The sequence below is a fragment of the Candidatus Francisella endociliophora genome, assembly GCF_000764555.1.
Taxonomy (GTDB): domain Bacteria; phylum Pseudomonadota; class Gammaproteobacteria; order Francisellales; family Francisellaceae; genus Francisella; species Francisella endociliophora.
On record NZ_CP009574.1, the window covers coordinates 591,987 to 614,674 of the forward strand.

Genomic DNA, 22,688 nt, shown 5'->3' on the forward strand with positions numbered 1-22,688 from the left:
CTATATTCCAACATTTATAAATACTTATGGAATATTATCTAGTGGTATTAAAATATCTCTAGTTCTTAACTAGAAAAAATATGCTAGTATTTCTTTAGTATATGAACTGATTAAAGGTATCTAACATGAAATCCTTATCGAAAAAGATTATTACAGCAGGAATTATCTTAGTAACTTTGGCTTCACAATCACTAGCTTGTACAGCTGTCACTCTTGTAAATAAAAAAGGTGAAACAGTATCTGGAAGAACTATGGAATGGGCTCTTAATTGGGATTGGCAACTCATTTACATTCCCAAAAATACTTCTCATTTTTTGACAGCTCCTAATAATCTCAACCTACCAAAACAAGAATATAAATCAAAATACTCAATCTTAGGAACAGGATTATCAAAACATGGTCAAACCCTTATAATTGATGGTCAGAATAGTCAGGGATTAAGTATAAGTGCAAATTATTTACCTGGCTTCACTAAATACCAAAATGTTAATAAAAACGATATTAAATACGCATCTATAATCGAATCTACAACATTTATACTTAGCCAATCTGCCAATGTTAAACAAGCTAAAAATGCACTAAAAGAATATAAAATCTGGTCTGATAAAAATATTATGATCGATGGCATTGCCCCAGAAGTTCATTTCTTAATCACTGATAAATCTGGTGCTGGACTAGTTGTTGAATACATCAAAGGTAAGGTTAAATTCTACAACGTTAACTCAAATGTTAAAGTAATGACTAACGCTCCGACGTATGACTGGCAACTACTTAATTTGAAAAACTATATGTCTCTAGATAATCATACTCCTACAAACCTTAAAATAAGCGATGTTATAAATACGGAAAAACATGAGAAAACTATTCAGGATATAAGTGGTTTCTTAGGAGGAGGTCTGCTTGGAATTCCTGGTGACTACTCTCCGCCTTCAAGATTTGTAAGAACTGCAGCAATAGCTTATTATGCAAATAACAAAGCTCCTGAAAATGATGACAATCTTATTTCCAAAGTCACACATATACTACATAATGTAGATATTCCTAAAGGTGTCGTCGCTGATGAGTTACAGGGTAAGAAAATGTTTGACCACACTGCTTATGTTGTAATTAAAGATCTAAATGACAATAAACTTTATATCTCAACATATAATCATCCTAATAACCCTGTTGTAGTAGACTTAAATACTTTAGATAAAGATAATACAAAAGGATTTGATATAGTACTAGAAAAGTTACCATTTCCAAATAATGATATATCTAATACATTAGTAAAAATGAATAAGTAATTTTATTATTTAGCGTTTTTTTGATTTAATAACCTATCATAAACTTTCTGAATGCCTTGAGCTTCATTTTCAATCTTATATTTAGAAGTAACAAGTTCATAACCATTTTGTGCAATCTTTTCTCTTAAAGAATCATTAGTTATTAATGTTTCCAATTTTTCTGCTACCTGATCTGGAGATTCTGCATCAACTAAATAACCATTTTCACCTTGTTTTATAATCTCTTTCCAAACACCTGTACGTGTAGCTACAACAGCAGCTCTAGATGCCATAGCTTCTAGGCAAGGCAGTCCAAAACCTTCTACATGACTTAAACAAACAACTACATCACATGTTCTATAAATATCAGGAATAGAGTTAAATTCCACAAATCCTTTAAAAACTATTTTATCTTCTAGGTTTGCTGCTTTGATTTTGGACTTAAGCTTCTCTTCAAACTCTTTATGTTTAGGAGTAGTCTCTCCATACAGTTCAGCTATCCAATCACTATTAGGGTTTGAAGAGAAAACTTTAATCATTGCCTCAACAAAATCCTCCGCACCTTTTTGCTTTCTAATTCTATTTATAAAACCTATTTTTTTCTGTTTAATATTTTTAACTCGTGGAAAAAACTTATCTGTGTTAACTCCATGATATACAACATCATATTCACACTCTAGAAACTCTCCTCCACTTTTAGTGGTGGCGATAACAGCATCCATTTTATGATAACAAAACTTTGTAAACCATGAGTGTTGGCGTTGAGAGGCAGATGTAAATAATAGCTTAATCTTATATCTAAATACATACCTAAAAATAATACCTACCACCATATCAACATTTCTTCTAGCATGCCAAATACGCCACTTATCGCGCCAACATCCAAATAAAAAATTATTAAAACTGATTACAGGAATCTTATCTTTGTGAAGATTGAAGCCTAATCCCGCAATATTTGTTAGCTTAGTTTGCTCTGGTATAACTGTATGCATACTTGCATTAATACCTGAAAAACGTCTACCTAAAGATGGTGATATTACATCAATACTTTTTAGACTGTTTTTTTTCATAAAATATTTAATAACATATGTATAGAAGCTAAAACTCATACTAAATTAAACATATCCGTTTTACAAGATATTTTGTAAACTAGATACTCACAACTTAATATAAGTAATAAAAAACTGTATTAAAGATAAATCTTAATATGATACAATTATATCCATTTGGTATGAGGTATTTTTGATATTTTAATGAAAGGAATAATTTTAGCAGGTGGCAATGGTACAAGACTATACCCTCTTACCTTGGGGGTTAGTAAACAATTACTGCCAGTATATGATAAACCATTGTTATACTATCCATTATCTGTGCTTATGCTAGCAGGCATCAGAGAAATTCTTATTATATCTACTCAAAGAGACTTACCTCTTATCAAAGAGTTACTCGGCAATGGATCACAATTTGGCATAGAACTAAGTTATAAGATTCAGCCATCTCCAGACGGGCTTGCCCAGGCTTTTATTCTTGGTGAAAAGTTCCTAAATGGCGACTCGGCTTGTTTGATATTAGGCGATAATATTTACTATGGCCAAGGTATGACAGATATATTAAAATCTGCAAGATCTAAGTGTGAAACCGTAAATGGCGGTGCTTGTGTCTTTGGTTATTATGTCAATGATCCCCATAGATATGGAATAGTTGAGTTTGATAAACAAAAAAATGTGGTTTCTGTAGAAGAAAAACCACGAAGCCCAAAATCACACTATGCTATTACAGGACTATACTTTTATGATAATAGTGTTGTTGAAATGGCTAAGCAAGTTAAACCATCACAACGTGGTGAACTTGAGATTACTTCTCTAAATGATCTATATCTTAAACAAGGTAAGTTAAATGTAGAGCTTCTTGGTCGTGGTTTTGCTTGGCTAGATGCCGGCACACATGACTCATTATTAGAGTCAGGACAATATGTGGCAACTATAGAGAAAAGGCAAGGACTTAAAGTCGCTTGCTTAGAAGAAATCGCATGGCGCAAAGGCTTCATTTCAACAGAACAAGTTTTAAGTCAAGCTGATAAACTTTCTAAGACAGAGTATGGTCAATATTTAAAAAGATTAATTATGGATGATTTGTAGAAAGTTTTATATTTATCAGAGGTCATGTAGTATAAGGCTACTTAAAATAAGCTGTGACAAAAAGTCTATTAGAAGTTTATAATTTTATGAAATTATAAGGAAATAAAACATGAATTATAATCCTAAAAACATACTAGTAACCGGTGCTGCAGGTTTTATTGGTAGTAATTATGTGCGTATGATACTTTCAAGATATGATGATGTAAAGATAGTATCTTATGATAAGCTTACCTATGCAGGTAGCTTAGACAATCTAAACAATTTAAAAAACGGGCAAAACCATGTCTTTATAAAAGGTGATATTTGTGATGAGGCTTTAGTGAATAAAACTTTAAAAGCTCATAAAATTGATACAATAGTACATTTTGCAGCAGAATCACATGTAGATAATTCAATAGCTAACCCTAAAGTGTTTTTGGAAACAAATGTGATAGGAACGTTTACTTTATTAAATTGTGCTAAGAAATATTGGCTAGATGAGTTAAATTCAGATGACACTAGCTGTAGATTTCATCATGTATCTACTGATGAAGTATATGGCACATTATCTAAAGATGATCCTGCTTTTACAGAAACTAAAGCATATGAGCCAAACTCGCCTTATTCAGCATCTAAGGCGGGTTCTGATCATATTACCAGAGCATATTACCATACTTATAAACTACCAGTAACAATCTCAAATTGTTCAAATAACTACGGACCATACCAACATCCTGAAAAACTGATCCCTGTTGTAATTAATAGCTGTGTAAATCAAAATCCAATTCCAGTATACGGAGATGGATCAAATATCCGTGATTGGTTATATGTAGAAGATCACTGTGATGCTATTCAAACAATTATTGAAAAAGGAGTTGTTGGAGAGGTTTATAATATTGGTGGTATTAATGAAGTTGATAATCTAACTTTAGTAAAGAATATTTGTAAACTTATGGATGAGTATAGACCAGAAAATGCTCCACATGAGAATTTAATCCAATTTGTTGAAGATAGAAAAGGACATGACTGGCGTTATGCCATTGATAATAGTAAAATTCAAAATGAGTTAGGATGGAAGCCATCTAAAGATTTTGATAAGATGTTTAGGCAAACTATAGAGTTTTATTTATGATAAAAATACTAAATTTTGATATTAAAGGTGATAATAGAGGTTCTCTTATTTCATTAGAACAAAATAGAAATATCCCTTTTGAAATAAAGAGGGTTTATTATATATATGGTACAAAAGAAAATATCCGTAGAGGTTTTCATGCACATAAGCAGTTACAGCAGGTTTTAATATGTGTATCTGGAAGTTGTAAAGTCCTTATGGATGATGGAATAAACAAAGAAAATATCATTATGGATTCACCTAATAAAGGTTTAACCATTCCAACAATGTATTGGCATGAAATGTATGATTTTTCTTCAGATTGTGTGCTTATGGTCTTAGCTAGTGATTATTATGATGAAGCTGACTATATTAGAGATTATGATGATTTTTTACAAGAGGTGAAGAATGCCTAATTATTTTTGTCATAAGCTTTCAGAGGTTCAAAGTAAGAACATTGGAAAAGATACTAAAATATGGCAATTTGTTGTTGTTTTAGAAAATGCAACTATCGGTGAAAATTGTAATATATGCTCTCATTGCCTTATAGAAAATAAAGTAGTTATTGGTGATAATGTAACCGTTAAATCAGGAGTACATATCTGGGATGGAGTAAACCTAGAAGATAATGTATTTATAGGCCCTAATGTAACTTTTACAAATGATAGAATGCCAAGATCAAAACAGTTCTTGACTGAGTACCCGCAAACAGTAATTAAAAAAGGTGCGTCAATCGGTGCAAATGCTACAATTTTACCAGGTATTATTATTGGTGAAAATGCTATAGTTGGTGCTGGCTCCGTTGTAACTAAAAGTATCCCAGCAAATGAAATATGGCTTGGAAACCCAGCAAATTTTTATAAAAAGGTTTAGTAGAATGATTAAGTTTTTAGACTTGCAAAAAATAAATAATCAGTACCAACAAGAACTAAAAAAAGCTTGTGCCAAAGTTATAGACAGTGGTTGGTATATTCGTGGTGATGAGTGTGAAGCATTTGATAGAGAGTTTGCTGAATATTGTGGTACTAAATATGCAATAGGTGTTGCTAATGGTCTAGATGCACTTATTTTAATTATACGAGCATATAAGGAGTTAGGAATTTTCAAGTCTGGTGATGAAATAATTGTTCCCGCAAATACATATATTGCGAGTATATTAGCTATATCTGCTAATGACCTGGTTCCTGTTTTAGTAGAGCCTAGTATAGATGATTATTTAATAGATCCAAATAAGATTGAGCAAGCAGTTTCAGATAAGACAATTGCTATTATGCCCGTACACCTCTACGGTCAAACTTGTCAGATGGATAAAATAAATAACATAGCTAAAAAATATAACTTAAAAGTTATAGAAGATTCTGCACAGTCTCATGGAGCATACTTTTCTGATAAGCGCTCTGGTAACCTTGGAGATGCTAGTGGCTTTAGTTTTTATCCAGGTAAAAATTTAGGGGCTTTAGGAGATGCTGGAGCAGTAACTACTAATGATAAGGTTTTAGCAGATACAATATCTGCTTTAGCAAATTATGGTAGTCATAAAAAGTACAAAAACCTCTATAAAGGTACTAATAGTCGTCTTGATGAGATACAAGCAGCTATGCTTGGTGTCAAATTAAGATACTTAGATAAAGATATAGAATACCGTAGGAATATAGCAAAATATTATTTAAGTAATATAAATAACCAAGAAATTATACTTCCTAAGATTAGAAATAAAGATAGCCACGTATGGCACGTATTTGTAATTAGAACAGAAAATAGAGATAGGTTACAAAAATATCTATTAGAAAAAGGTATTCAGACAGTTATTCATTACCCTATAGCTCCACATCATCAAGATGCTTATAAAGAATGGAATAATGATAATTATCCAATATCAGAGCAGATACATAATCAAGTGTTAAGTTTACCTATAGGACAGCATTTATCGATGATAGATATTGAAAAAATAGTTAAGGAAATAAATACTTATGGCAAATGAAAAACCTAAGGTCTCTGTATGTATAATTACTTATAATTCTTCAGATACCGTAGTCGAACTATTAAATAGTATTTTACTTCAAAGCTATGGTCCAGAAAACATAGAGTTAGTTATTTCTGATGATACATCTACAGATAGTACTATCAAGGTTATAGAGAGTTGGCTAAATAATCATAAAGCTAAATTCTCTAATGTTATTCTTAATATTAATGACGAGAATCTTGGAATATCTAAAAACTTTGAAAAAGTGTTACTGTTATCAACATCTAATTACATTAAAAGTATTGCTGCGGACGATGTTTTAAAAATAAAAGCCTTAGAAATCTATATGGAATCAATTTCTGTAACATCATCAGGTATTATTTTCTCAAGAGTTGAAAGATTTTCTTATAAAGATGGTAAAAAAATCATATTAGATATTGTACCATCCTCACTACAGAACATTAATTCATTTAATAATTTAAATGCAAAAACTCAGTTTGATAGACTTTTCTTAAAAAGAAAAGAAGTATCACGTCAAGAACTTTTCTTATGTGCATCATCACTTTTTTTCAAAAGAAGTATTCTTAAAGACATACTAGATGCGCCAAAATGCAGAAATTTAGAAGACTATCCAACATGGCTTTTTTTACTAGGCGTCAAGAATAAACAGATTAAAATATTGAAGGATATACTTGTTGAATATAACCATGGAGAAGGAATATCTTTTAACTATAAGAAATCATTAAAAAATAAGATCGATATTTTGAACGATATTATTTTTATAAAAAAATATTTTGTTAAGTATTTAGAATCAAAAAAAAGAATAAAGGTATATATAAGTATTGCAAACCTATACTATAAACTTTATGTTTATAAAATGAAGTTTTTTTTAAAATACATTCTTTTATAGGCTGTTATGAATATAAATAAGACCATCGTATCTATATGTATAATCACATATAATTCCTCAAATACTATTATAGAACTTCTAAACAGTATTTTATATCAAAGCTATGGAGCAGAAAATATTGAATTGGTTATTTCTGATGATAAATCTCAAGACAGTACTGTTCAGGTTATAGAAACTTGGTTACGCAATCATAAAGCTGCTTTTTTTGATGTGGTTTTTAATATTAACAAAGAAAATCTTGGAATTTCTAAAAATTTTGAAGTTACTTTATCACTATCTACCGCTGAATATATAAAAACCATAGCTGGCGATGACATTTTAAAAACACAAGCAATAGAATCATATATAAACTTTATTAAAAAAGCTAAATCTAACATTATCTTTTCAAAAGTAGAAGCTTTTTCTTATAGTAATGAAAAAAAAATTATACATTCTATATGTCCTAACTCAAATGAAAATATAAAATCTTTTAATCTACTTTCTGCAAAGTTACAGTTTGAGAGAATTTTTTTAAGAAAAAAAGAGATAACATTTAAAAATAATAATTATATTTTACCTGCTCCTACATTATTTTTTAAAAGAAATTTACTTCATCATATTATTAATTCTCCTAAAGGAAGAAATATGGAAGACTATCCAACATGGCTTTTTCTAACAGGTGTAAAAGGTGAAAAAATTAAAGTTTCTACAGAAATATTAGTTGAGTATCGCACCAATACTGGCATATCTTTTAGTTATAAAAAATCATTAGAAAATAAAAATTCTAATTTAAAGGACAGCATTTTCATAAAGAAATATTTTGTTAGATATTTAGGAATAAACAAGAAACCCATTGTCTATATCAGCATAGTAAACCTTTATTTTAAACTATTCATTAATAAAATAAAAATTTCTTTAAAAAATTAAGTCCCTATATTTAAACATCAAAACAAATATTAACTTTGACTCTATAAATAATGCTATCTATAATATCACATACTTTTGTCACAAGTTTTCTAAATATGTTTTTCACAAAGAAACCCATAATAAAAAATAATACTTTTATTATATGGGAGCCATGCTCTCAGAGTCATGCTGAAATAATTCCTGGATTTGCTAAATACTTACTAGATCTTGGCTACCATGTTTCTGTACTTGTAAATCCCAAAAAGTATGAAGAAGGTCTCTTTTGCAGATTTGAACACCAAAATATCTCTTATAATAAAATGTCTAAAAGGCAAATACAAAAGTTTTTTAAAAAAGACTCATTAGAGGATATTCAAGGAGTTTTAGTAACGACTATTGGCAAATTATATAATGGCAAGAATTTAGAGCAAGCATACAAACACTTCAACAAAAAGATTGATAAAAACAAATTATTCTTTGTAGAGCATGAAATTGATAGTTATATCGATAATAATCCAGCACCTAGAAAAGAGATTATTACTCTAAGAAAAATGAACTATAAAAATGCTGAAGTAATTGCTATAAACCCCCACTATTTTGGTAGTTATGAACTCACAGACAAAAATAATATAACAAGGTTTGTATCGGTTGGCGCAATATCTGACAAAAGGAAAAGCACAAAACTACTTATTAATGCTGCGGAAGATCTTATAATGCAAGGTATAACAAACTTTAAAATAGTAATTATTGGAAAAGGCAGTATACATGATCTTCCAAATAGTTTACATCCATACTTTGAACTTAAAGGACGTTTAGATTTTAAGGATATGTATGACGAAATTGAAAAAGCTGACTTTATTCTTTCTGCATATGAAAACATCCCAGAGCATATAAAGTACATCACTTGTAAAACTAGTGGAACCTTTCAACTAGTGTACGGTTTTCTAAAGCCTATAATAATTAAAGAAAACTTTGCGCCAATTAATGGCTTTACAGAAAACAATGCGATACTATATAAGAAAGACAATGATTATGCTAAAGCAATAATTAAGGCAATTAATATGAGTTCAAATGAATATTTAGAAGTAAGAAACTCTTTAGAAAAATACTCTTCTGAACTATATAACTGTTCTTTAACAAATTTAAAATTGAATATAAAAAATTCATTAAAGCATGAATAAAAATCAATATCTCAAAATAAGATATAGAGTTATAAGAGCCATATTGCCAAAAAAGTATAGGCATGTAGCACTCTATTGGCCAACAATAAAAATAAAAAAAAACTCTAAACAGTTAGTTATCAGAAAATTCTTCTTTAAAAGATATTTCTTGAACATAAATAATATCAAAATAAAAGAACAAAAAGATTTAGTGATAGTTGGATCAGGGCCATCAATAAATTCTTTGAATTTAAAAAAACTTAAACAATATGACTGTATATTTCTAAATGGATCAATTATTTTATCAAAAGATTTAAACATAAAACCTTTTGCATATTTTATAATTGATGTGAATTTTATTATTAAAAGATCTGATTTATTGAAAAATATTCCAGACGGTACAAATCTTTTTCTGACCTTAGGAGTGATACGCTTTATTGCAGAATTAAATATAAAGACTCTACTAAAAAATAATATTTTCTTAGTAAAAGAAATACCCATTAGCAAATACTATAATTATAAAAATTATGAAAAATTTGACTGGCTTGTTTTTAATAAAAAACAAGGTTTTTCTAAAAACTGTAATAAAAATTTTTACGATGGAGGCTCTGTAATGTCTTACGCTATACAATATAGCTATATGCTATCAACCAAAAACACTTACTTATTGGGACTAGATATAAGTAATTCAAATGAACCTAGGTTTTATGAAAACAATAAAAATAAACTAAAGTCGGGACTTGAAAATTGCTTTGATTCAAGAATTTTACCCTTTATGGAAATAAGTAAGAAATTATTTAATGAACAAGGTTTGAGTATTTATAACTGTTCAAAAACAACTAAGCTTCCGTACTCTATTATCCCATATAGCAATAAATTTGAACAAGTCTAAAATAAATTTCATAAAAAACAAAAGGAAAAGAGCGTTAAACGATGAAGAAAATACCTATAGTTTTTACGTTTGATAAAAGAATTATACTTGGAGCTGCTACCGCGATTAAAAGTCTTATTGATACTGCAAAGGCAACTACTTCTTATGACATATATGTATATCATCCAGATATCAGTCAAAAGTATATTAAATTATTTGAACAAATGATATCTAAAACAAATCATAGTATTAAATTTGAATATATTGATAAATCAAAATTCAAGGATGCTCCAATAAATAAAGGAGGGAGTTGGACTGAAATAGTATATTATAGATTATTGATTCCTGAGCTTTTACCTCAATATGACAAGGTTATCTATTCTGATGTAGATGTATTATTTACTGAAGATATGTCTGACATATACAAAACTTCTCTTAATGGATATGAGCTTGGAGCAGTTGCAGCTGAGAAAAACTCTCTTGAGAGTGTTGGGCATAAGTACTTTGAAGAAAATAAAAATGAATATATTTACTGGTCTGGATTCTTACTTATGAATACAGAGCTGATGCGTGAGCTCAACTTTATAGACAGATGTTTTGCTACGGTTAAAAACTTTAACCAAAGATTAAAATTCTTTGACCTAGATACTATAAACATTACATCTAATAAAATAAAATCTTTGCCGTTTAAGTACTGCACCCTTCAAAGCATTTTTTATTTAAAAGAACTTAATCAAGCAACAGAGTACATATACTTAAAAGATGTCTATTCTGATGAAGAATTAATAGATGCTAAAAATAATCCGGCTATAATTCATTATGCTGGTAAGCCTGGTAAACCATGGCGAATGAAAAAGCCATACCCTAATTATAAAGAATATATAGAGAAGGTTCCAAAAGAGCTAAAAAAATACACATTTAGAGATATTAGAAAAAGAATTTTTAGTAAAACTTAATTTAAAACACAAGAATAAATATAACAAATTACCTTCTAAATGCCATAACAATAGCAGCTAGAGATGAAAATAAAATTACTATAATTTGTATTGTAATCCAATAATCAACACTACAACCAATAAACATTGAAATAGTAAGAACTTTTAAATATAGTGCAGAATTAGAGTTTAATAATTTTGAATTCTTTATAAGGAAAACAAAGAAAAATAATAAAAACACTCCTGCAAAAATTCCACCTTTAAACGTATAATTAATGAATTCATTATGGGGACTAATTCCATCATGAACTATTTTTACACTATTATTCAGCTTAGGGTTTTCATTAATAATTTTTTTAGTACAGCCTATAACATTTACATTACCTTTAAAAAAGAAACATCCTCCAAATAAAACTTCAGGATAATTATAAAAAACCTTAATAGAAGAAATATAATAAAGTGCTCTCAAGCCGGTAGATGTTTTAGATAGCTCCTGGTTAGTTTGAGTCGTATAATCATCTGAAAAAAGTGTTTTTATATTAGATACTGACTCTGAAACTCGTGTATTAAATATTGCAGAGCTTTTATAGACAGTACCAAATATAGTTACAAGTAAAATACACCCTAGTAACAAACTAAACAATAATTTCTTTAATCTAAGTTGATCGTTTTGAATGCTAAACCTCTTTATTATAATAAACGTGTAGTATATAAAGACTACAAACTCTATGATATAGCCTGCTTTACTTCTATTAATAAATAAATCTACAAATATAATTAATATCCCAAAGAATATTATGATGATTCTTTGGGATATAGAATTTAAGCTAAATGACTTATTAAACAAAATAACTGCTGATAATGGGAATGTTAAAGCAACTATTGATTGTATAGCAAGTCCACCATTGATATGGGCATATAGCTGGCTAACTATAAAGTTATTACCCTGAAGCTTATTATTTATAAAAAAAACTAAAACTACAATTGAAAATATAGTTACAATCCCAACAAAGATTCTTAAAAGATATTCAGAATAACTTTCTTTTTTTGATAAAAAATATGCTGTAGAAGCAATATATAATGCAATCAACATAGGATTTGAAAAACTTAATAGCTCTCTTATATACAAGTGCCCATTAATTACTGAAGCATACACTATACCTAAACTAATAATCATGCCACTAGCAAAAAGACATATTAGCGATTTTGTTTTTTTCAATAGCTTAATAGCATTTCTATCAAAAAACAAAAGGGCAATAGTTAAAATAAAAGAAATAGATATAAATGCTCTTAAGAAAAAAAAGATACTAATAAAATTTATAATAAGCAAAACAAATACAATCTTAGGAATAATATCTTGTTTCACCTCTTGTTTCACCTCTTGTTTCACCTCTTGTTTCACCTCTTGTTTCACCTCTTGTTTCACCTCTTGTTTCAAATAAGATAAAACTATTTTCAAGTATAATTAATCGAATAAATTATAATTATACAGAGATTATTTTACTAGCTTGGAAAATATTATATGTTTACATACAAAGTACTAATACATAGTTACTTTAATACCAGTTCAGATTTCAAAAATTGAAAAATCTCTTTAAAAGACTTTCTTGGCTTATTTTTTTCAACTTCCTTATGATGATTCCTAATAAGCTGCCTTAATTTCTGTATATCTAAACTAGGGAGCTCAGATATCAATTTATCTAAAGCTTCTTGAGATTTTTCCAGATCCAAAAGATTATTTCGAATATTCTCCAATCTTTGTAAATGTAAATTTGATTCCTTATCCTTACTTACAATAGCATCATAACTTTTTTGAATTTCTTCTAAGTTATCTGTTTTTCTTAAAAGTTTTCCAATAAATTGTAGCTGTCTTTTAAGAGCTATTTTCTGCATATTTTTTGCAGTAATTATATTTTCACGAAGACTGTCTGATATTGGTAACTTATTTAACTGCTCATTATTTAATTCTACAAGAGCTTTACCAAATTCTGTAACCTCTAACACATCCTTTTTTATAGTTGTTTTGCTTTTAACATCTTTATAGTGAGAGTTCTCTTCTTCACGCTCTAAGCGCTCAATTTCATCAAGATCAATAACTTTGCTCATAGCTTTTCTTTAATTTGTTTCTATATAAATATAATATAAGATATAATTTTAAACGTTTAATCAACTTTATTCACCTAAAAAATACTAGGAGACTACCAAATATGTTTAGTTTTGAAAAAAATAGCCTAAAAAACACAGACAAAGAAGTTTTTGATGCTATAGAGCTGGAAGTTAAAAGACAACACGAACATGTTGAGCTTATTGCTTCTGAAAACTATGCAAGTCCAGCCGTTATGGAAGCTCAAGGATCTCAACTTACAAATAAATATGCTGAAGGATATCATGGCAAAAGATATTATGGCGGTTGTGAATTTGTCGATATAGTAGAAAAATTAGCTGTTGAAAGAGCTCAGGAATTATTTGGTGTGGACTATGCCAATGTTCAACCCCATTCAGGATCTCAAGCCAATGCTGCTGTTTATAATGCTGTTTTAAAACCAGGAGATACTGTACTAGGTATGGATCTAGGTGCAGGTGGCCATCTAACTCATGGTAGTAAAGTAAACTTTTCTGGTAAAATATATAATTCGATCCAATATGGTTTAGATGAAAATGGAGACATTGATTATAATCAAGTTGCTAAATTAGCTAAAGAGCATAAGCCTAAAATGATAATTGCGGGCTTCTCTGCATTTTCAGGGATAATAAAATGGGAAAAGTTCAGAGAAATCGCAGATTCTATTGATGCTGTGCTAATGGCTGATATAGCTCACGTAGCAGGATTAGTAGCAGCAGGTGTCTATCCAAACCCATTCCCATATGTAGATGTTGCTACAACCACCACACATAAAACGCTTAGAGGCCCTCGTGGAGGATTGATACTTTGTAACAACAATCCAGATCTTGCTAAGAAATTTCAATCTGCTATTTTCCCAGGTATCCAAGGTGGTCCACTAATGCATGTAATTGCTGCTAAAGCCGTAGCGTTCAAAGAAGCTCTTGAGCCTAGCTTTACAGAATATCAAAAACAAGTATTAAAAAATGCTAAAGCAATGGAAAAAGTATTAAAAGAAAGAAATATTAATATCATTTCAGGTGGCACAAATAATCACCTACTTCTTTTAGACATTACAAACACTGGTTTTTCTGGTAAAGAAGCTGAAGCTGCTTTAGGTAGAGCAAATATTACTGTAAATAAAAATTCTATACCTAATGATCCTCGCTCTCCTTTTGTAACTAGTGGCCTAAGAATAGGTAGTCCAGCTATTACAACTAGAGGTTTCAAAGAGAAAGAATGTGAGCAAGTTGCAAATTTACTAGCGGATGTGGTTTTTAACTGTGGAGATTCTAATATTGAAAATAAAATAGCAACTGAAATACTTAAACTTTGCAACAATTTCCCTGTCTATAATTAATAAAATATCTATAAATTTAAGTAAAAAGTTATTTTTCTATTCACCTTAATCTTTCATTAAATTATTCTCCATAACTAAAAACCTTTCTGTAAAAGGCTTAGCGTTCATAGAAAATATATATACATTAATTTTGTCAAAAAAATTAAAATATTTTATTAATAAATATATTGACATAAAATTAATTATCAATATAATTTACCGCAAGATACTTATTAAGGTATCATAATGTTAAACCATATATTATTCTTAATAAAGGAGAAAAAAATGAAAAAGACTCTTACTATTGCACTTTTAAGTTCTATCGCAGTCACTTCTGTTTATGCAACAACTGCTGGTGATATTAAAGACGCAGCCGCATCTTACTCTCAAGCAAGTCTTGATAATGAAAACTCTTTAATAAATCAAACTGGAAACTTCTACAATGATGTATCTACTAACAGAGATCATCTTGCTAAAAGTTATGTTGGCTACAAAACAGTTGGTTTAAAAACTAAAGCTGTAGACTACAAAAAATATGCAGATGAAAAGCTAGTTGCTAAGAAAAACAAATTGAGTGAAAGAGAAAAGATTGCTAAAGAAGCAAAGGGATTAAAAAAAGCTAAAGCATGGAAAAATGTTTTAAGTTCAAAAATTGAAGTTGAAAAACAAAGAGGTAGAGTTAGAGCTGCTGCAAAAGCAGTAGAAGTATTTAATAACTTTAATAATGACGGATACTATAAAGCTAAACAAGCAGAAGGTAAAACTCTTAAAAATACATACGTATTAGGCTATAAAGACTTTAATAGTGGATATATCACTCCTGCACAGAAAGATATAACAAGTGCTTTTAATGCTGCAAAAGCTCTTAATTACACAGACTATAAAACTAATATTAATGCATTCTGGAACTTAAACCTTTCTATTTGGAATAATGATTCTAACTTAGATGAGAATGGCCAAAAGTTCAATGAATTCTTAAATACTGTAACTATTGAAGCAATTTCTCAAGTTACTAATAAAACAGCTAAAGATTCTGTAGAAGAATATGCTAAAGCAAATAGACTTGCTTTCTTAGTAACAACGTTAGGTAACTCAGAAGCAGAACTTACAAGCTTTATTAACAAGAATCAAGGCACTAACTTATACATGGCTTGTACTAATAGCGCTCAAAATGTTGCTAATAATCAAAATGTTGCAGATGTTATGTACACAATAAAAGCATTACAAAATGAACAAGAAATTTCTGGTGTAATTCATAGTGTTCTAGAAAGCTTGAAGATTGACAACAATTACCCTCTTATCAACCTTAAAGATCAAGTAGGTAAAACAACAGCAGAAATTCTTAAGACTATAATTGGTGATCAAGGAGTAATTACTGTAGACTCATCATATAACTTAAGAGTAGATATCGCTGGCATAGCTGCTCCTCAAATTAGTAAAGCTGTTGCAGATAACAAGATTTATACTGAAGTATTAAAATCTCAAGATTTACTAATTGGCAATAACACTTGTAGCTTTGATGCAGTTAATACTGATGCAAGTAATGGTAATAAAGTAGCTCAAGCTCTTCAAGCAGCTGTAAACCATTATGCTAATGAATATGCGAAAGAAACAGGCTTACCAGTTGATAATGCAACAAAAGAAAAAGTATTATTAGCTCTAGAAGCAATTTTATACAATAAAATTGATACTTCTATAAACTAATAAATCAACTAAACTATAATAATCATTCAGAGCCCTTTAGGGCTTTTTTTATATCTATTTTTTAACATTCACAATAATTCCTTTTATACTTAATGCCAGTTCTGTTAAACTTGGAATAGTTAATTTCAACTCTTAAGGAAATTTAATATGTATAAACAAATAATAGCTATTATTTTTGCTTTTTTAGTTCTAGGAGGCTGTATGAGTATTACTAAGAACCCAAAAGTTTCTAAAAAAGATATTCCTGTCGAAAAGACTCAAGTTAATCAAGTTCTTCCTCCGAAATATTTAAGCATCGATGGTTTCAAAGACTGTTTGAATACACAAACTAAAGGTTCTGCTTCATTCTACTGCATGCCAAATAACAAACCAGCACAGTGCTCGGATAAAGCATGGGAAGAACTGAGCAAACTTGAAGGTTCAGAAAAAATACCAAACTGTGAAAGTAAATAATCATATTAAGATAATATCAAAGAGTTCTTTAATAACTTTAAGATTTTAGATAATGTGACTATTATCAGATAGAAAAATATTGCTTGATCTCTGTTTATTATAAGTTACTTTTTACACATACCACCTTCTTGCCAGTATTCTCTACCTACACAATGATGACAATAAAAAAGTCCACTAGGGTCATATTTATTTTTAATTTTTAATAATTGGTTATAATTATTTCCCCAAAAGACTTTTTGCCAATCTTTTTGAAAGTAATCAGCCTCATTTGCATAAGTACCAGCTTTTGGAACCAAAGCCATTATCATACCCATAGCTTTATATATATTATCAACTCTTTTTTTAATTTCGGGAGTCATTTTAGGTTTGCCTAGCTGAGGCTTATCACTACTATAACTCATAATAGCTAGAGCTCCAGCGTCAAAAACACCTGGATGCATAGATGTCTGTTTTGTAAGTTTTATAGCTTGTTCAGATGCTCCTGCTAACCCCTTGTTTATCTGTATAGATACTGGCGCTAACCTAGAAACCTTATAGAAAGTTTCTGCTGTTTTATTAATATCTTTCGAGTCAAATAAGCTTTCTGGTAAATACCATGACTGATATGTATACCAATATGCAGATACTTCTCCAGTATTAGAACTCCACCAAAACTCTCCATCCCTTGCATCTGGTCCAGTATTCTTAGTAACCATATCTGGATAATTTTTATGCCAAAAATCATAATTCCAAACTTTTGTTGGTGGAATGTCTATATATTTAGTATTATAGTACAACCCTCGCTGCTTATGTACCCACTCTTTAAAAGGCTTCCAAATATCTAAAGCTTGCTTTTCTGTCAGCCCTTGTGTAACCATTGCTATTGTTAACTTGTTATTTGGTCGAAAAGCAAACTGCTCTCCCCAATTTTCATTATTCAGTTTTGAATGATAAAAACTCAAGAACTTCTTAATTAAGATCTTATATTCTGCATCACTATCGGCTGTTATTTCACCACTTATCAGACCAAAATATTCAGGAAGTTTATGTGTTCTTAATGTTAGTTTTGATACAACTCCATAGGTGCCCCCACCACCTCCTTTTATAGCCCAAAATAAATCCTTATTTTGACACTCATTCGCAATCACAACTCTACCATTTGCAGTTACAACTTCTGCTTGAAGGATTCCACCAGCACCAGTCCCATACTCTTTTGTCCAGCTACCAAAACCTCCCCCCTGAGGAAAGCCTCCAGCTGCACCTACTGTAGTACACCCTCCTCCTTGGACATACTCATGATGTTTATTTGTAACAACATCATATGCTTCTAACCAACGAGTCCCTGCTCCTACAGTAACTGCTGAATATTCTTTATTCGCTGGACACTTTTGGGGATGAAAATGCTTATCATATGAAACATCTCGCATATTATGAGTCCATATTAGTAGTGCATCTGGAGCAGAAGAGCGACCCAAGTAATCATGACCAGCTCCTTTAATGACTAAACGTAAATTATGTTTTCTTGCAAAGTCTACTGCTTTTACAATATCATCTGTATTTTTAGCCTCTACAGCATAGCTACTTGCTTGATTATGCCAAGCATCAAACCAACCTTGAGACTCATTTCTACCAGGCTTAGATTGCATATAAAAAGGGTTTTTTATATTATCCAAAACACCTTTACAGCTATCACTATTAACATCTTTGCACAAAGAAAGTGGTGTTGATGGCTTTATTAGGTTACCATTCAAAGATTTTGCTAAGCTATCCCACTCTTTCTGACTAGGCCAACAAGATTGTGAAGGCAAACAACGGCACGTAGGTTTTGAATCTAAGTTTACACCCAGCACACCCATGCTATGACCTAAAGAAAAAGTTGAAGCTAAAATGCACGCTATTGAAATTTTTTTATACATATTTCTACAAATTCAAAAATTATCGTATAGAAATATATTAAATTATTATCTAGAAAAAAACATTAAGTTTATTAAGTGCTTAACCTTATAACCAACCAAACCATGTCTCATACCAACTTGGTTCTTCCGTACCATCTGGTCGTAAATTTTTCAGGAACTTACTCTTTGGATAGTTTTTCTTAAGAACTCGAATATTTGCTTTAGCTTGATCAAATAATTTTAACTTATTATAAGCTCTTATTGTTAAGATCAAAGCATCCTCTGTCGATGTACTTTGAGGGTAATTCCTTACAACCTGAGAAGCCCTATCTATAGCTGCGTTATAAGCACCTCTTTTAAAATAAAAATGGGCTATATCATTATAATATTCTGCAACTACATTATTTATATAAACCATTCTACGTTTAGCATCCGGTACAAAACCCCCTTTTGGATCTAATTGCAAAGCTTTTTCAAAGTTTGTATAAGCATCCTTATATCCTGTTGGATCATGGAAATTCATATCATACGGAGCATAGGTTTGTAAAAGACCTCGACCATCCTCAAAACCAACAACCCCAATCATATAGTACACATATCCTTTATATTTACTATAGGGATACATTTTTATAAACTGCTGTCCAAGAGCTAATGCCATAGTAGATTCATCATCCATATAGTAAACATATACTAAATCTACCATTCCTTTCTCGGCTAAAGGAGTAAATGGATATTGAGCTACCAAAGATTTATAAGATCTAATAGAATCAAAATATTTTTCATTCTGCATCTGCTGATGCGCTTTTGCATAAATAAAGCTCGCTGTATAGCCAGTATAAACTTGTGGCAATTCACTATCTTTTTTAGGTCCACAAGAACTTAAAGATAAAACTAGCAATATAGCGCCAATTAAATATAAAAACCTAGTCATTTGATTAACTATCCTCAGAAATTTCTTATATAATTCTCTATAAAACAGAATACTTTTTATAAAAAAACGCATCAAGCGTATATTAATATGGCAAATAATACACTATCAGATAGTTTTCATCAAAATATTCTTATGCAACCTGAACATGCTGGTAAAAGAATTGATGTGGCTATTAATGAACTATTTGAACAATTTTCTCGCTCTCAAATTCAAAAATGGATTAAAGAAGGTCTAATCAAAGTAAACGGTAATACGATAAAGGCAAAATATATAATATTAGGTGATGAAGAAATTGAAATAAATATCGAGTTACTCCCAACCAATGAATGGATTGCTGAAAATATTACATTAGATATAGTCTACGAAGATGATGATATTGTTGTTATCAACAAACCCATAAATATGGTTGTCCATCCAGGAGCTGGCAATATGACTGGTACAATATCAAACGCTCTATTATATCGCTATGCCAACCAAGACAAACTTCCTCGTGCAGGAATTGTACATCGTTTAGATAAAGACACCTCTGGACTAATGGTAGCTGCAAAAAGTAGTATTGCTTATCACAGCTTAGTACAACAACTATCTGATAGAAATGTTTCTAGAAAGTATCTAGCTATAGTTGAAGGAGAGATTTATAGTGAAGGTACTATCAATGAACCTATAGGAAGAGATCCTAACAACCGTACAAAAATGGCCATTAATTATAAAGGTAAGGATGCTATAACACATTACAAGCCTATCGATGTTTATAATGGTTTTACACTTATTGAATGTCAACTTGAAACAGGACGAACTCACCAAATTAGAGTTCATATGAAAAGTATAAAGCACCCTCTTGTAGGTGATCAAACATATAACAAATCATCTGTAAGATTACAAAAGTTAGATATAGATAATCCCGAACGCCAAGCATTACATGCTTATAAACTATCATTCACTCACCCTATCACAGGCAGATTAGCAAAATTTAAAAATAAACTCCCTGATGATATGTTAGTTTTAAAAAATCAACTCGAACAAACTGTTGAGCATCTTTATGATGATTATGAAGATGATGATTTTGAAGATTTATGTGAATATGAATATGTTTAAGAAAAAAAATATAATCAAATATATCTGTATACCTATTTTCCTAATAATTCTTGCAGGTATACTAAGTTATGAAGAAGAAATCCAATATACGCCTGGAGACTACTCTTTGGAATCAACATTTCCTAAAGAGGCTGATAAACCTGATTTTTCATCAATAGAAGATTTCAAAGCTAAGAAAAAAGCTTTTATTAAATATATGCTTGAAAATATCAAGCAAGCTAATAAAGAAATCTGTTTACAAAAAAAACAAATGGCCCAACTAGAAAAAGTTCTAGATAAAGGTAAACGACTTAATAAAAGACAAATTAAAAAACTTAATGTTTACTTACAATACTATAAAGTAGAATCGTCTCATACTACACATGACGAAATAGAACTACTTAAGCTAAAAGCTGGTATGGTGCCAACTAGCTTTGTACTTGCTCAGGCCATATTAGAAAGTGGTTGGGGAACTTCACGGTTTGCTAAAAACTATAATAATTACTTTGGTTTACACTGCGCTTATAAAGGCTGTGGTGTAAAAGCTAAAAATGCAGATGTATATTTAGAGACTTTCAGTGATGCTGCAGAAAGTGTATTAGGTTACTATCGCAGACTTAACACTGGCTCAAGTTTTAAAGAATTTAGAATAACTAGAGCGGAAGTAGACAATAATAAAAAATCAAAAAAAAGATTGCTAGATACTCTCGAAAATTATTCAGAGCTTCAAGATGGTGAATATAAAAATAGGCTTATTTCTGTAATTAAACACAATAACCTCACTCAATACGATTCTGATAAGTATTGCTAATACTTCAAACTTATACATTGGTAATTAATATACTTTTTTAGTATATTAGATATTAACATTATCCTTACTAGTTGAAATAAATGGAAATACAAGTCAAAGAAGATACTATTTATTTTCAAGGTTTAATGACCCTAAAAGAGATTAATCCCAAACAAGTAGAAAAAAAGATTAACCATTCAAAAAAGCAAATAACAAAAGTCGATATTAGCCAAATAAATGCTTTAGATACTGCAGGGGCTTATTTTATTATTAGAACAGCTGCCAGCTTAAATATAAACAAAGAACAAATCATTATAAATAATGATAAAAATAGAAAGATGATAGAGCTTGTCACCAAGAACTATCCAACAAAAGATGATGAAAAATTTATAAATAAATCAAATGTCGTTTTTAATAGTATTTATACTTTAGGAAGAAATACAAATAATCTTCTTTCAGAAATAAAGACAAGTATAGGTTTCCTTGGCGCTGTATTTTTAGGATATTTAGTCCTAATTCGTAAGCCTTACAAATCTTTTTTCTCAATAGTATTAAATATAGCCTATGATTCAACGATTAAAGCTCTGGGCATCGTAATGCTTTTATCATTAATTATTGGGTTAGTTCTAACATACCTGCCTCTTAATTTAATGATGCAATATGGTACGCAAATCTTTGTTGTAGATATGCTTGGCATTTCGTCTTTTAGAGAGTTTGCTCCCTTATTTACCGCGATTATTATTGCTGGTAGAAGTGGTTCTGCATTTACTTCAGAAATAGGAATCATGAAAGTTAATGAAGAGATTGATGCTCTTCAAACTATAGGTGAAGATCCTATGCAAAGGCTTGTTTTGCCTAGAATTACTGCGCTAATAATTAGCTTACCTGTGCTTGCAGCTGTTGCCATGATAGCAAATATCCTTGGTGGTATGATAATAGCAGATGTAATAGCAGGAATCACTCCTTTGCAATTTATTGAAAGACTATTTTCTCATGTAAGTGTTAATCACTTTTATATAGGCCTTTTAAAAACACCATTTTTTGCTCTAGTAATAGCGGGGATTGGGTGTCATCAAGGCATGTCTGTTAAACGAGACTCACAAAGTGTTGGTAAGGCAACTACAACAAGTGTTGTATATTCGATATTTTTAATAATAGTAGTAGATGCTATTTTTGCAGTAGCACTTAACGGTGTAGCTTAGAGG

Annotated in this window: 22 protein-coding genes; 17 read left to right on the top strand and 5 right to left on the bottom strand. The window is 30.2% G+C overall.

The genetic code is table 11. The features are described from left to right. Positions 1-125: 125 nt before the first annotated feature. A complete protein-coding gene (locus tag QI37_RS02855) occupies positions 126-1,286 on the top strand; it encodes a linear amide C-N hydrolase (protein WP_040008358.1) in 1,161 nt (386 codons plus the stop codon). A gap of 5 nt (positions 1,287-1,291) precedes the next feature. Here QI37_RS02855 and QI37_RS02860 read toward each other — a convergent pair whose 3' ends face one another. Beyond that, positions 1,292-2,335 carry a glycosyltransferase family 4 protein gene (locus QI37_RS02860; protein WP_040010664.1) on the bottom strand — a complete coding sequence of 348 codons (1,044 nt, stop codon included), beginning with the start codon at positions 2,333-2,335 and terminating at the stop codon, positions 1,292-1,294. A 183-nt stretch (positions 2,336-2,518) separates the two neighbouring features. Between QI37_RS02860 and rfbA the strand changes: the two genes are divergently transcribed. From rfbA to QI37_RS02910, 10 genes are all read left to right on the top strand, one after another. Next, positions 2,519-3,403 (top strand): glucose-1-phosphate thymidylyltransferase RfbA, encoded by an 885-nt coding sequence (rfbA, locus tag QI37_RS02865; RefSeq protein WP_040008361.1) that lies wholly within the window; start codon positions 2,519-2,521, stop codon positions 3,401-3,403. A gap of 109 nt (positions 3,404-3,512) precedes the next feature. Beyond that, on the top strand, positions 3,513-4,514 hold the full coding sequence (gene rfbB / locus QI37_RS02870; RefSeq protein WP_040008363.1) for a dTDP-glucose 4,6-dehydratase: 1,002 nt from the start codon (positions 3,513-3,515) through the stop codon (positions 4,512-4,514). Further along, positions 4,511-4,909, top strand: a complete 399-nt coding sequence (locus tag QI37_RS02875; protein WP_040008365.1) for a sugar 3,4-ketoisomerase — start codon at positions 4,511-4,513, stop codon at positions 4,907-4,909. Before rfbB ends, QI37_RS02875 begins: the two co-directional genes overlap by 4 nt. Next, the gene (locus tag QI37_RS02880; protein WP_040008367.1) at positions 4,902-5,366 is read left to right on the top strand and encodes an acyltransferase; all 465 of its coding nucleotides are present in this window, start codon (positions 4,902-4,904) and stop codon (positions 5,364-5,366) included. Before QI37_RS02875 ends, QI37_RS02880 begins: the two co-directional genes overlap by 8 nt. A 4-nt stretch (positions 5,367-5,370) precedes the next feature. Further along, on the top strand, positions 5,371-6,474 hold the full coding sequence (locus tag QI37_RS02885) for a DegT/DnrJ/EryC1/StrS family aminotransferase (RefSeq protein WP_040008369.1): 1,104 nt from the start codon (positions 5,371-5,373) through the stop codon (positions 6,472-6,474). Beyond that, on the top strand, positions 6,464-7,366 hold the full coding sequence (locus tag QI37_RS09885; protein ID WP_052399131.1) for a glycosyltransferase family 2 protein: 903 nt from the start codon (positions 6,464-6,466) through the stop codon (positions 7,364-7,366). The genes QI37_RS02885 and QI37_RS09885 overlap by 11 nt, the downstream gene beginning before the upstream one ends. Before the next feature lie 6 nt (positions 7,367-7,372). Next, positions 7,373-8,272, top strand: a complete 900-nt coding sequence (locus QI37_RS09890; protein WP_052399132.1) for a glycosyltransferase family 2 protein — start codon at positions 7,373-7,375, stop codon at positions 8,270-8,272. Positions 8,273-8,367: 95 nt separating this feature from the next. Continuing rightward, complete coding sequence (locus QI37_RS02900; protein ID WP_040008373.1) at positions 8,368-9,432, top strand: glycosyltransferase family protein; 1,065 nt, start codon at positions 8,368-8,370, stop codon at positions 9,430-9,432. Next, a complete protein-coding gene (locus QI37_RS02905; RefSeq protein ID WP_040008375.1) occupies positions 9,425-10,303 on the top strand; it encodes a WaaZ-like lipopolysaccharide core biosynthesis protein in 879 nt (292 codons plus the stop codon). The genes QI37_RS02900 and QI37_RS02905 overlap by 8 nt, the downstream gene beginning before the upstream one ends. Positions 10,304-10,344: 41 nt before the next feature. After that, the gene (locus tag QI37_RS02910) at positions 10,345-11,238 is read left to right on the top strand and encodes a glycosyltransferase family 8 protein (RefSeq protein WP_040008378.1); all 894 of its coding nucleotides are present in this window, start codon (positions 10,345-10,347) and stop codon (positions 11,236-11,238) included. Positions 11,239-11,266: 28 nt separating this feature from the next. Here QI37_RS02910 and QI37_RS02915 read toward each other — a convergent pair whose 3' ends face one another. Continuing rightward, the gene (locus QI37_RS02915; protein ID WP_235261393.1) at positions 11,267-12,631 is read right to left on the bottom strand and encodes an O-antigen ligase family protein; all 1,365 of its coding nucleotides are present in this window, start codon (positions 12,629-12,631) and stop codon (positions 11,267-11,269) included. Between the two features lie 137 nt (positions 12,632-12,768). Continuing rightward, a complete protein-coding gene (yjgA, locus tag QI37_RS02920) occupies positions 12,769-13,323 on the bottom strand; it encodes a ribosome biogenesis factor YjgA (RefSeq protein ID WP_040008381.1) in 555 nt (184 codons plus the stop codon). A gap of 101 nt (positions 13,324-13,424) precedes the next feature. Between yjgA and glyA the strand changes: the two genes are divergently transcribed. From glyA to QI37_RS02935, 3 genes are all read left to right on the top strand, one after another. Beyond that, entirely contained in the window at positions 13,425-14,678 is a 1,254-nt protein-coding gene (gene glyA, locus QI37_RS02925; protein WP_040008384.1) for a serine hydroxymethyltransferase, read from the top strand. 264 nt (positions 14,679-14,942) lie between these two features. Further along, entirely contained in the window at positions 14,943-16,361 is a 1,419-nt protein-coding gene (locus QI37_RS02930; protein ID WP_040008387.1) for a hypothetical protein, read from the top strand. Between the two features lie 147 nt (positions 16,362-16,508). Beyond that, entirely contained in the window at positions 16,509-16,814 is a 306-nt protein-coding gene (locus QI37_RS02935) for a hypothetical protein (RefSeq protein ID WP_040008390.1), read from the top strand. Between the two features lie 104 nt (positions 16,815-16,918). On the opposite strand, the gene QI37_RS02940 is transcribed toward QI37_RS02935, so the two are convergent. Continuing rightward, complete coding sequence (locus tag QI37_RS02940) at positions 16,919-18,709, bottom strand: FAD-dependent oxidoreductase (RefSeq protein WP_040008392.1); 1,791 nt, start codon at positions 18,707-18,709, stop codon at positions 16,919-16,921. An 85-nt stretch (positions 18,710-18,794) separates the two neighbouring features. Next, positions 18,795-19,619 carry an outer membrane protein assembly factor BamD gene (locus QI37_RS02945; RefSeq protein ID WP_040008393.1) on the bottom strand — a complete coding sequence of 275 codons (825 nt, stop codon included), beginning with the start codon at positions 19,617-19,619 and terminating at the stop codon, positions 18,795-18,797. An 87-nt stretch (positions 19,620-19,706) separates the two neighbouring features. On the opposite strand from QI37_RS02945, the gene rluD reads away from it, so the two are divergent. The 3 genes from rluD to QI37_RS02960 all read left to right on the top strand — a co-directional run bounded on the left by rluD (position 19,707) and on the right by QI37_RS02960 (position 22,685). After that, a complete protein-coding gene (gene rluD / locus QI37_RS02950) occupies positions 19,707-20,714 on the top strand; it encodes a 23S rRNA pseudouridine(1911/1915/1917) synthase RluD (RefSeq protein ID WP_040008395.1) in 1,008 nt (335 codons plus the stop codon). Continuing rightward, on the top strand, positions 20,707-21,504 hold the full coding sequence (locus QI37_RS02955) for a glucosaminidase domain-containing protein (RefSeq protein ID WP_040010668.1): 798 nt from the start codon (positions 20,707-20,709) through the stop codon (positions 21,502-21,504). Before rluD ends, QI37_RS02955 begins: the two co-directional genes overlap by 8 nt. Positions 21,505-21,584: 80 nt before the next feature. After that, entirely contained in the window at positions 21,585-22,685 is a 1,101-nt protein-coding gene (locus tag QI37_RS02960; RefSeq protein WP_040008396.1) for an MlaE family ABC transporter permease, read from the top strand. Positions 22,686-22,688: the final 3 nt, after the last annotated feature.

Coding starts and splice junctions, on each gene's coding strand:
- QI37_RS02855 (WP_040008358.1), top strand. CDS start 126: ATGAAATCCTTATCGAAAAAGATTATTACAGCAGGAATTATCTTAGTA.
- QI37_RS02860 (WP_040010664.1), bottom strand. CDS start 2,335: ATGAAAAAAAACAGTCTAAAAAGTATTGATGTAATATCACCATCTTTA.
- rfbA (WP_040008361.1), top strand. CDS start 2,519: ATGAAAGGAATAATTTTAGCAGGTGGCAATGGTACAAGACTATACCCT.
- rfbB (WP_040008363.1), top strand. CDS start 3,513: ATGAATTATAATCCTAAAAACATACTAGTAACCGGTGCTGCAGGTTTT.
- QI37_RS02875 (WP_040008365.1), top strand. CDS start 4,511: ATGATAAAAATACTAAATTTTGATATTAAAGGTGATAATAGAGGTTCT.
- QI37_RS02880 (WP_040008367.1), top strand. CDS start 4,902: ATGCCTAATTATTTTTGTCATAAGCTTTCAGAGGTTCAAAGTAAGAAC.
- QI37_RS02885 (WP_040008369.1), top strand. CDS start 5,371: ATGATTAAGTTTTTAGACTTGCAAAAAATAAATAATCAGTACCAACAA.
- QI37_RS09885 (WP_052399131.1), top strand. CDS start 6,464: ATGGCAAATGAAAAACCTAAGGTCTCTGTATGTATAATTACTTATAAT.
- QI37_RS09890 (WP_052399132.1), top strand. CDS start 7,373: ATGAATATAAATAAGACCATCGTATCTATATGTATAATCACATATAAT.
- QI37_RS02900 (WP_040008373.1), top strand. CDS start 8,368: ATGTTTTTCACAAAGAAACCCATAATAAAAAATAATACTTTTATTATA.
- QI37_RS02905 (WP_040008375.1), top strand. CDS start 9,425: ATGAATAAAAATCAATATCTCAAAATAAGATATAGAGTTATAAGAGCC.
- QI37_RS02910 (WP_040008378.1), top strand. CDS start 10,345: ATGAAGAAAATACCTATAGTTTTTACGTTTGATAAAAGAATTATACTT.
- yjgA (WP_040008381.1), bottom strand. CDS start 13,323: ATGAGCAAAGTTATTGATCTTGATGAAATTGAGCGCTTAGAGCGTGAA.
- glyA (WP_040008384.1), top strand. CDS start 13,425: ATGTTTAGTTTTGAAAAAAATAGCCTAAAAAACACAGACAAAGAAGTT.
- QI37_RS02930 (WP_040008387.1), top strand. CDS start 14,943: ATGAAAAAGACTCTTACTATTGCACTTTTAAGTTCTATCGCAGTCACT.
- QI37_RS02935 (WP_040008390.1), top strand. CDS start 16,509: ATGTATAAACAAATAATAGCTATTATTTTTGCTTTTTTAGTTCTAGGA.
- QI37_RS02940 (WP_040008392.1), bottom strand. CDS start 18,709: ATGTATAAAAAAATTTCAATAGCGTGCATTTTAGCTTCAACTTTTTCT.
- QI37_RS02945 (WP_040008393.1), bottom strand. CDS start 19,619: ATGACTAGGTTTTTATATTTAATTGGCGCTATATTGCTAGTTTTATCT.
- rluD (WP_040008395.1), top strand. CDS start 19,707: ATGGCAAATAATACACTATCAGATAGTTTTCATCAAAATATTCTTATG.
- QI37_RS02955 (WP_040010668.1), top strand. CDS start 20,707: ATGTTTAAGAAAAAAAATATAATCAAATATATCTGTATACCTATTTTC.
- QI37_RS02960 (WP_040008396.1), top strand. CDS start 21,585: ATGGAAATACAAGTCAAAGAAGATACTATTTATTTTCAAGGTTTAATG.